Annotated in this window: 5 protein-coding genes; 1 reads left to right on the top strand and 4 read right to left on the bottom strand. The window is 26.5% G+C overall.

What is annotated here, in order from left to right:
* Nucleotides 1-307 precede the first annotated feature (307 nt).
* From ACRDBA_RS09170 to ACRDBA_RS09185, 4 genes are all read right to left on the bottom strand, one after another.
* On the bottom strand, nucleotides 308-976 hold the full coding sequence (locus ACRDBA_RS09170) for a hypothetical protein (protein WP_438572621.1): 669 nt from the start codon (nucleotides 974-976) through the stop codon (nucleotides 308-310).
* A 21-nt stretch (nucleotides 977-997) separates the two neighbouring features.
* The gene (locus ACRDBA_RS09175) at nucleotides 998-2143 is read right to left on the bottom strand and encodes a YibE/F family protein (RefSeq protein WP_438572622.1); all 1146 of its coding nucleotides are present in this window, start codon (nucleotides 2141-2143) and stop codon (nucleotides 998-1000) included.
* A gap of 175 nt (nucleotides 2144-2318) precedes the next feature.
* Nucleotides 2319-4673 (bottom strand): metallophosphoesterase, encoded by a 2355-nt coding sequence (locus ACRDBA_RS09180; protein ID WP_438572623.1) that lies wholly within the window; start codon nucleotides 4671-4673, stop codon nucleotides 2319-2321.
* Between the two features lie 256 nt (nucleotides 4674-4929).
* Complete coding sequence (locus tag ACRDBA_RS09185; protein WP_438572624.1) at nucleotides 4930-7857, bottom strand: SNF2-related protein; 2928 nt, start codon at nucleotides 7855-7857, stop codon at nucleotides 4930-4932.
* Nucleotides 7858-8119: 262 nt separating this feature from the next.
* Here ACRDBA_RS09185 and ACRDBA_RS09190 point away from each other — a divergent pair, with 262 nt between their 5' ends.
* A complete protein-coding gene (locus tag ACRDBA_RS09190) occupies nucleotides 8120-9298 on the top strand; it encodes a glycosyltransferase (RefSeq protein WP_438572625.1) in 1179 nt (392 codons plus the stop codon).
* The last annotated feature ends 210 nt before the right edge of the window (nucleotides 9299-9508 follow it).

Raw genomic sequence — 9508 nt, forward strand, 5'->3', positions numbered from 1 at the left:
TTATTTAACCTGCAAAAATCAATTTTATTGCAGGCTTGTTTACCATACAATAAAATATTCAAACTTATATAATTTTCAAAGAGCGAGCAATTCTATGAAAAGCCAAGCTATTTTTTCATATCAGCTTAACAGATTCTAATTTTAGCTTTTAGATTATACACTGAACTTTATCACCCTCCTTCCATTTTGTGGTATAAGTTAATTTTATCATTTTCAAATTATCTATCACAATATGTAATTTGAAAAATATATTCTTAAATAAAAAAAAGAATTCAAATAAGAATTCCTTTTAACTAATTATAAATTTTTATAATTTTATCTTTATAATAGAATCTTTTATCTTTAATTTACTATAATTGCCTTTAGTAGATAATGTCGTCTTATCTTTATCTCCATCTATAGTTGCAAAAACAGCCTCATTTATATCTATTTCAAGCTTGTCTCCTGGAATAACAGATTCCTTTAGTTTAAATACTAATTTAAACGGAATATCCTTTTTGCTTTTTTCAAAACCTTCCTTAACATAAGCATTTTTACCTGCTGTTGTATCTAAATACATTGCTCTAATTTCACCTTCTTCATTAGCAATTTCTGCATTATAAGTCCACTGCGGTATTTTAAATGATGGTGTAGCATCTCTATTGGTATCATAATCATTATAGCTTTCCATTGTTCCAATAGTAAGTCTAACAAACTCTAACTTATTATTATCAAAATTTATTGATACGCTAGTAGCCGGATATGAATTATCAGGTAAATTACTCAATACTGCTGGAATTATAATTTCTTCTTTATAATTTGATATAATCTTTTCCTGTGGTGCCTCTAACCTTAAAGTTGGTGTTAAAAAATTAATTGTAAATAAACTAAGTATTATTGCTATACATAAAATACTTACTGATAAAAATATTACCTTTTTCTTTTCCCTTATTAAAACTCCTGCTTTTTCATACATATGTTTTATTTTATTATTCATAATATCCTCCTAATAAATTCACTAATTAATAACTTCTCTTTTCAATTTTCCTACTAACTCAGAAGCAGCAAAAGCTGTTATTGGTATAGATAATATAACTGCAATCCCTCCTGATAATCCTTGTATAATTTCTATAACAATCAAATCAATATTTATTAATTGAAGATAAGGCATGTTATACATAAAATATATAATTAAAATATTTATACTACTTCCTGTAAAAGCTAAAATTAATGTATTTGTCATAGTACCCATTATATCTTTACCTATATTCATTCCTGACTTAAATAATTGAGCTTTACTTAAGCTATTTCCCACTTCATTCATTTCAAAAACAGATGATGTTATTGACATAGTAGTATCCATTATAGCCCCTAGTGATGATATTAATATCCCTGAAAATAGCAAGTCCTTAATTTTTAATGATGTATTAGTAGCAACAAATAGTAAATCCTGAGCTTCTGCTGTATTATAGGTAGATACATTTGTTATTACACCAAATATGTAAGCTATAATTCCTGCTATTATTGTACAAAGAACACAACTTAATCCTGCAACTACAGTTTTTTTAGAGAATCCATTAAGAGACAGCATAGTTACACTAGTAGATAAAATAACTATAATTGTAGATGCTATAATAGGATTTACTCCTTTTATTATCAATGGAATAAATAAAAATATTACGCAAATAATTGTAAATATTAATGATAATAATGAGTTAACACCTTTCCATCCACCAAATAAAATAACAACAAGCATAAATAAAAATAATAGTACATAAATTGCTGTTTCCCTACTATAATTTACTATTACAGTAGTTATAAAGTCATCATAGCTAGATATTACTAACTTAGTTCCTTCCTTAGCAGGTCTATTATCAACTCTTCCAATGAAGTTATTAGCAGTAACTATCTCTCCCATTCTTTTACCTTTTAATATTTTTATTTCTAATTGTTGCTTTCCAATATTAATATAAGGAAAATCTGGATCTGGAGCTAATGTTTCTGAAACAACCCTTGTAACTACTCCCTTTTCATATTCAATTCCTATTGGAGCATCTGCTGGTTTCACATAATTTAACTTAGAGTTCAATAAAAATAAAAATATAAAAAATATAATAGTAAACCCAATCCATATTAATTTTTCTTTTTTATCTAATATCTTCATACTTATCCCCTTCTTTAAATAAAACTAAAATATTTATTTAAATTTACATCTATATTTAAATAATAAATTCTCATAGTTAATTTAATATAAATTCTATATTAAACACTTGTTAAACTTTGTTATTTAATCCTTATAATTCAAAAAGTAGCCAAATAAGTATTTGGCTACTTTTTTATTACTTAGATAATATATTAAATTCTTTTCCTGATACGTAGTTATCAACTACATCAATGGCATCTCTAGTATTTATTTTTCCATCTGCATTAACATTTATAGAAAGCATTCCTTTTTTATCAGGAGTAGTTTTTCTTAGCCAAGCAGTTACTGATGCTAATGCATCTTGCGCATCAATTCCATCATTATTAATATCACCAAATACTACTGATTGAGCTTCTTTATCTTTTTCTGTTAATGTGTAATTATCTATATTTGATAAATCTTCTAAAGAGATTTCCTCTGGTACTAATGAAACATAAGTTACTTTTCCTGTTTTATTTGTAAACTCTGGACTGTAATAGAAATCATTATTTCCAAACTTAACTTCTGTTGTGCTTGGAGTTAATGTAAATTCAGCTGCTATAGCTTTCATTCCTCCAGGAATAACATCTATTCCTTCAGATTTATATAGCTCTCTAGCATTTACCTTTGATGCTTCTTTTTCAACAAAACTTATAATACTTTTAGCATTCTTTGTACTATACTCAACATCTACGTCATTTTCACATCTTAAAACAAGATCTGACATATTGATTACAGTACTATCACCTGTTTTCTTATCTTCTTTTAGTGAAAGAGTTAATGTTGCTATATTTTTATTTCCAGATAAATTATTTATAAATATTGGCTCATCATCTAAATTTGCAAGAGCAACTCTAAGCTTTCCATCTGAAACATTATAATCCCAGTTACTTGCTTTTATAACCTTATTATTTAATTCAACATTTTTAACTTCTAAATCATCTGGAATATCAAATACTATTTCTGATGATCTAATTATTGAATCTGTAGGCAATTCATTTACTGTTACAGGAACCTTAAATTCTACGCCAGCTTTTCCTTCAACATTTGATACATCTGATAATTTAGCCTCATATGGATTTTCTTCAACATCTCTTACTACAGTTACGCTATCATATAAATATTTATCTGTAGTTATTGTATCTGTGTTTGTGTCATATTTAAACATATATGTGTTTACAGTTAAATCTTTTTCCGAAACTTCAAGTTCAACTATAACTTGTTCCTTTTTAACATCACTTCCAGTATCAGTTGAATTTACATCTAAGAATGAATACCCAGGTGCTAATCTATCTCCTGTACCTACTGTGTAGTTTTTCTTAGAATACCACTTTAATCCACCTGCATGACCTCCAACCATATATAACGGAGCATTTTCTGGATTTATTACATTTCCATTTTCATCTTTGCTTGGATTAGCATTATATCCATCTTCATTAATAAATCCTCTTGAATAAACATGATCATGACCTTGCATTACTACATCTACATCTAATTCTGCAAATACTGGCCCCCAATAATTTCTTGCTTCTATAGCATCTGAATCAGTAATATGAGAAGCTCCTGTATAAATTGACTTATGGAATCCTACCAATGTCCATTGACCTCTTTCCTTTGCTTCATTAACAACATTAATTAAATGCTCTTTTTGCTTTGCTCTTGCTTCTGCATCATATCTAGCAGTTTCTAAATTTAACATTACAAATGTTGCTGGACCATAATCATAGGAATAAACTACATTCCCCTCCTCAGCTGGTGCATTAATATGTCTAGTTAATGTATTATTATCATGGTTACCTTGAACTACTGATATTAAATTATTAGAAAACATATCTTCTCCACCCGTTGGAAAAGCTCCTTCATTGTTAAATAATAATTCCCATTGAGATTCATTTGTTGAAGTATCCGTAGTATCCCCTGCCATATAAACAAAATCTAATCCCATTTTATTTACTTCTGCAAGTGTAGCCCCTAAAGCTTTTGCATTTGTTGCGTTAGATACTTGTCCATCTGCTATAAATGCAAATTTAAAACTTTCCTTACTTCCTTTTGATGGAGCAGTTTTAAACTTACCACTAAAAGTATCTTCTCCAGTACCTACAGTATATTCATAAGTTGTATTAGCATCTAAACCCTTAACCTCTATTTTATGAAAATACTTATTTGCATTACCAATAGAATTTTCACCATTTACTACTATCTTTTCACTACTACCTAACTTATTTAAAACAACCTTTGTTTCTAAATCCCCAGTAATAGTCGTATAAGTAAAATTGACCTCACTTGAAGGACTTTCTCCCATATGCACATTTACTTGTTTAGGTTTTGAGTATTCCTCTTCATTGATTTTTAAAGAATATGTCTCTACTGAACTTTCATCTTCCCCTAAAAAATCATTATTACTTCCTGATTTCATTATAGCCTTAGCCTCTTGAGTTAATCCATTTAAAACAATACTTGATGCCATAGCCATTGCTAATGATGCTGCAATAATCTTATTTCTTTTAAGCATAATATTCATCTCCCCCAAATTTTAAATTTTATAATTTTTAGAAATTTATTACAACACTATATTACCAAGTCCGAATTAGAAAAATATTAAATAATTGTTATTATTTGTTAAGAGTTCGTTAGATAAATTTTACTTTGCCAAAACCACCTAAACTATTTAATTTCACCTTTATAAATATACTAAAAACTTGATTTTGCTATAATCTCATAAAAACAAAAAATAGCTATAAACTACTTATTAGTTTATAGCTATTTCTCTATTCTTCTGAAAGTAAATATTCTATATCTTCTCTTTTTAAACCAACATTATTTATATTTCCTTTGTACTCATCCGATAATAATGAATATGTTAAATTATCCTTTTCTTCTTTAAGCTTTAGCATTTTTTCTTCTATAGTTCCCTTAGATATTATTTTTATTACCTCTACTTCTTTGCTTTGACCTATTCTATGTGCTCTATCTGTAGCTTGGTTTTCAACAGCAGGATTCCACCATGGATCAAAGTGAATAACTTTTTCTGCTGATGTTAGATTCAACCCTGTTCCCCCTGCTTTTAATGATATTAAAAATACCTTAATATCTTTTGAAGCATTAAAGTCATTACATAGCTTTAATCTTTCTGAAGCCTTAGTTTGACCATCTAAATAATAATATTCAATATCTAATTCATCTAGTTTTTCCTTTAGCTTATCTAATAAACTAGTAAACTGCGAAAAAACTAATGTCTTTTTATTATTTTCTATAAATTTATTTAAGAGTGTTAATGTTGCATCTATTTTACCACTACCACCAGTATAATCTTCTTTTACTATAGATGGGTCTATAGCTATTTGTCTTAGCTTCGTTAATAAAGCTAAAATAGATATACTATTATTAGTTTCCCTTGCTTCCTTAGCGAATTCCTTTAAGCTTGATTTATAATATTTCTTTTGCTTTTCTGTCATTGAAACATAAAAATCCCATTGATTTTTATCTGGTAAGTCCTTTAATACATCCTTTTTAGTTCTTCTTAAAATAAATGGCTTTATTATTAGCTTTAAAAATAATAACTTATCTTCATCTATCCTTTTAAATTTACTTTTAAAATCACCTTCATCAAATAAATATCCTGGCTTTAAAAAGTCAAATATACTCCAAAGCTCCATAATATTATTTTCAATAGGTGTTCCTGTAAGAGCAAATCTTACTTTTCCATTTAAAGCTTTAATACTCTTTGTAATTTTAGCCTTTGAGTTTTTTATTGTTTGAGCTTCATCTATAATAATATTTTCAAATAATATATCTTTGTAATTTTCAATATCCATATTTAAAGTACCATAAGAAGTTAAAATAACATCATATTTTTTAATATCTTTTAATAGTTTACTTCTTTTCGATTTACTTCCATGAACACATGCAACCTTTAGCTTTGGTGCAAATTTCTTAAATTCTGCTTCCCAGTTATAAACTAATGATGTTTGAGTAACCACTAAAGACGTGTTTTTTTTATTTGCTAATAAAAATGCTATTGCTTGAACGGTTTTCCCTAATCCCATTTCATCAGCTAAAATACCAAATAAATCTTTTTCCTTTTTGCCTTGCATCCAATCAAATCCTAGCTTTTGATAATCTCTTAATTTTGCCTTTAATCCTCTTGGTAATATAAAACTATCTTTATCAATATCTCTTTCCTGCTTAATTATATTTATAAAATCTGTATTACTTCCCTTAGATTCAATTAACTCTTCATAACCTAATGGAAGAATTACTTCATTATCCTTATATCCAATAAAAGATAAAAGCTTCATTAAATCTCCTATTTCTTTATTAGAAAAGTCTAAAAAGCTATAATTGTTAAATTTATAAAATTCAGCTCCATTATTATAGCTATCAATTGCTAAGAAAAATTCCTCATTGCTAATATCCCCTATATTAAACTTATAAACTAATTCATTATTAACTTCCTTATATTTAGAGTCAATATCATCCTTAGATAATATTTTTAAGCTACTTAGCTCCTTAGATGAAGTAATTGTGCAGAATTCTTTTAATTCTGATTTTAATAAATCAAAAATATCTTCATCTTCTCCTAAAAATAAATACTCTTCGTCCTTTTTGGTAAATCTATATGAATATAATATTTCTTCTAGCTTTTTTACTTTTGCTGATTCTTTAATATATTCCTTATTCTTTTCTAAAATAAATTTACAACATATATCTGGATTTCCCTTATAAAAATATAAATTTATCTTAGACTTTTCTGCCACTAAATTTTTAATGTCATCATTTATCTTTAACTCTCCTATTGAAGATAAAATATCAGTAAATTTTATTAATGATGATTCCTTAATAAAAGTAAATCCCTTTTTATTTATAGCATTATAAATAGGAAAATAAAGCTTACCTTGATTTTGAGGTGGAATATATATTCTTCTATCACATAAATAAACACTTCCATCATTATTTAAAGCTCTTATTAAAAGTTTAGATTGTTGGAGCTTTATTTTATCTCCCTCTAACTTTAAAGTAAATTTAACTGGAAGAGGTCTTTGAACAATATAGCCTTCATACTCTATAGAATCTATCTTTGCTTGTAAAACATTATATTTACAACTACATAATAATGCCTTCAAGTCATTTTCAGTTACCTTGAAATCTAATTTATTCACTAATTTAAAAAGCTTTATCTCTTCCTTTGAATAACTGACTTTGTCTAATGAATAACTGCTGTTTTTAGAAAGTATATTTGAATTTAATTCTGCCTTATTTCCTACCTTTACTCTTCCGCGCTTTTCTATAAACAATATTACATTAAAGAGATGATTTGAATTTAAAGCTTCCTCTAGTCTAACTATTAGCTTTACTTTTTCTTTTCTTTCTTCTTTGCTAAAGGATTCTTTTCCTTCTAACAGCTTTAAAACTGTTGCAATTATATGCTGACAAGCAAATTCATTTCCTGAAAATCTAGCTTCCTCACTTAAACTACAATTACACCTTAGACTTATAATCTTATTGTTTGTAAGCTTTATATGTGTGTTAGCCGTTGTAGGACCTTCATTTATTTTCCCATAAATATTTATTACTCCATTTACTTCTACTGTATTTAAAGAGTCTATATTTTTTTCTAATATTATTTTTTCCGCATTTTTATAACTTAGAGAAAATGGATTTCTAAGAACTCTACTTTTTAATAACTCTAAATTCAAAATATCACCTCCAAATAAATTTCATAAATAAAAGCACTATATTAATTTAGTGCTCACTCCACAAATCATTTTTTTCATAACTTATATTATAGCAAATTTTTATAGTTAAAAATATAAATCTTTTTCTTTATATTTCTTACAAATAAATTTATTTTTCATATTAATATTTTTTAGAATTAATTTATGCACTCCAATCATATTTATTAATATACTATTAATTATAAAATTTTTAGTAATAATTAATTTTAGAGGTGTCTTAAATATGAAAATTGCTTTATTTAGTGAAACTTATCTTCCTCAAATAAATGGTGTTGCAACTCATGTAAAAGTCCTAAAAGAAGGCCTTGAAAAATTAAACCACCAAGTTTTAATAGTTACAGCTGATTCAAATACTAAAATTCATTATATAGAAAATGGTGTATTACATTGTCCTGCAATAAAAATAAAAAAATTTTATAATCTTGGATTAGCTTCTCCTATTAGTAAAACTAGATTATCTTTTATAAAGGAGTTTAAACCTGATATTATTCATATTCATAATGAATTTGGAACTGGATTATCAGGAATACAAATAGCTAAACATCTAAATATACCTTTAGTTTATACAATGCATACTATATATGATGACTATCTTTATTATGTTTCTCCAAAAGCTTTTATAAAAATAACTAAGAAAATCACTCATAAATATGAAAGATTTTTAGCTAATAAAGCTTTTTCACTTATATCTCCTTCTAATAAAGGAGTTCAGTATTTAAAAAACGCTGGTGTTAATCGAAAGGTTCATATAATCCCTAACTCTGTTGAACTAGATGTGTTTTCTGATAAAAATATCTCTAAGGAAAAGATCTTAGAAATTGAAAATAAATATACTATACCTTCTAATTCTACTAAGCTTTGTTTTGCTGGAAGACTTGGAAAAGAAAAGAATGTTGATACACTTTTAAAGTATTGGGCTAAAACTGTTAAAGTAAAAGATAATCTTCATTTAATAATAATGGGTGATGGGCCTGAATTAAATAATTTAAAAAAACTATCTAAAAGCTTAAATATTTCTAATTTAGTAACATTTACTGGATCAATAGAACATCATAACCTTGCTCCTTATTATGCTTTATGCAATGGATATATAACAACTTCCTTATCTGATACAAATTCTATATCCATGCTTGAAGCTATGTCTCTTGGATTACCTATTTTTTGTTTAAAGGATCCTTTAAACGAAGGACAAGTCCAAGAAGGAATTAATGGATTTATATTTAACAATGAATCTGAAATGTATGAAAAAATAAAGATATTTCAAAAAATGGATTCTATATCATTATCAAGCTTCGTAAAAAAAATTAAAAAAAGTGGTGAAAAAAATAGTTCTCAACAATTAGCAATTAATATAGTTTATATTTATAATGAAGCCTTAAGTGCTTCTGTTAGTTCATTTTAAGTTTAACCTCCTAATATTCTCGAATAATAAGTTATTATAATGGAATACTAATTATTGAAATTTATACTATTTAGACGACTGGTAATATGTCAAGATAAAAAATAAATAAAATTGGAAATTATCAAGTTTGTCTCATATAAAAAAGAGTAACATTAATAAACCTAACTATATTTCCAAAAAATTACTGGGAATATAGAGGTACTTGGACAA

It is taken from the genome of Clostridium sp. (assembly GCF_051654825.1).
GTDB lineage: Bacteria > Bacillota > Clostridia > Clostridiales > Clostridiaceae > Clostridium.

Coding starts and splice junctions, on each gene's coding strand:
- ACRDBA_RS09170 (WP_438572621.1), bottom strand. CDS start 976: ATGAATAATAAAATAAAACATATGTATGAAAAAGCAGGAGTTTTAATA.
- ACRDBA_RS09175 (WP_438572622.1), bottom strand. CDS start 2,143: ATGAAGATATTAGATAAAAAAGAAAAATTAATATGGATTGGGTTTACT.
- ACRDBA_RS09180 (WP_438572623.1), bottom strand. CDS start 4,673: ATGCTTAAAAGAAATAAGATTATTGCAGCATCATTAGCAATGGCTATG.
- ACRDBA_RS09190 (WP_438572625.1), top strand. CDS start 8,120: ATGAAAATTGCTTTATTTAGTGAAACTTATCTTCCTCAAATAAATGGT.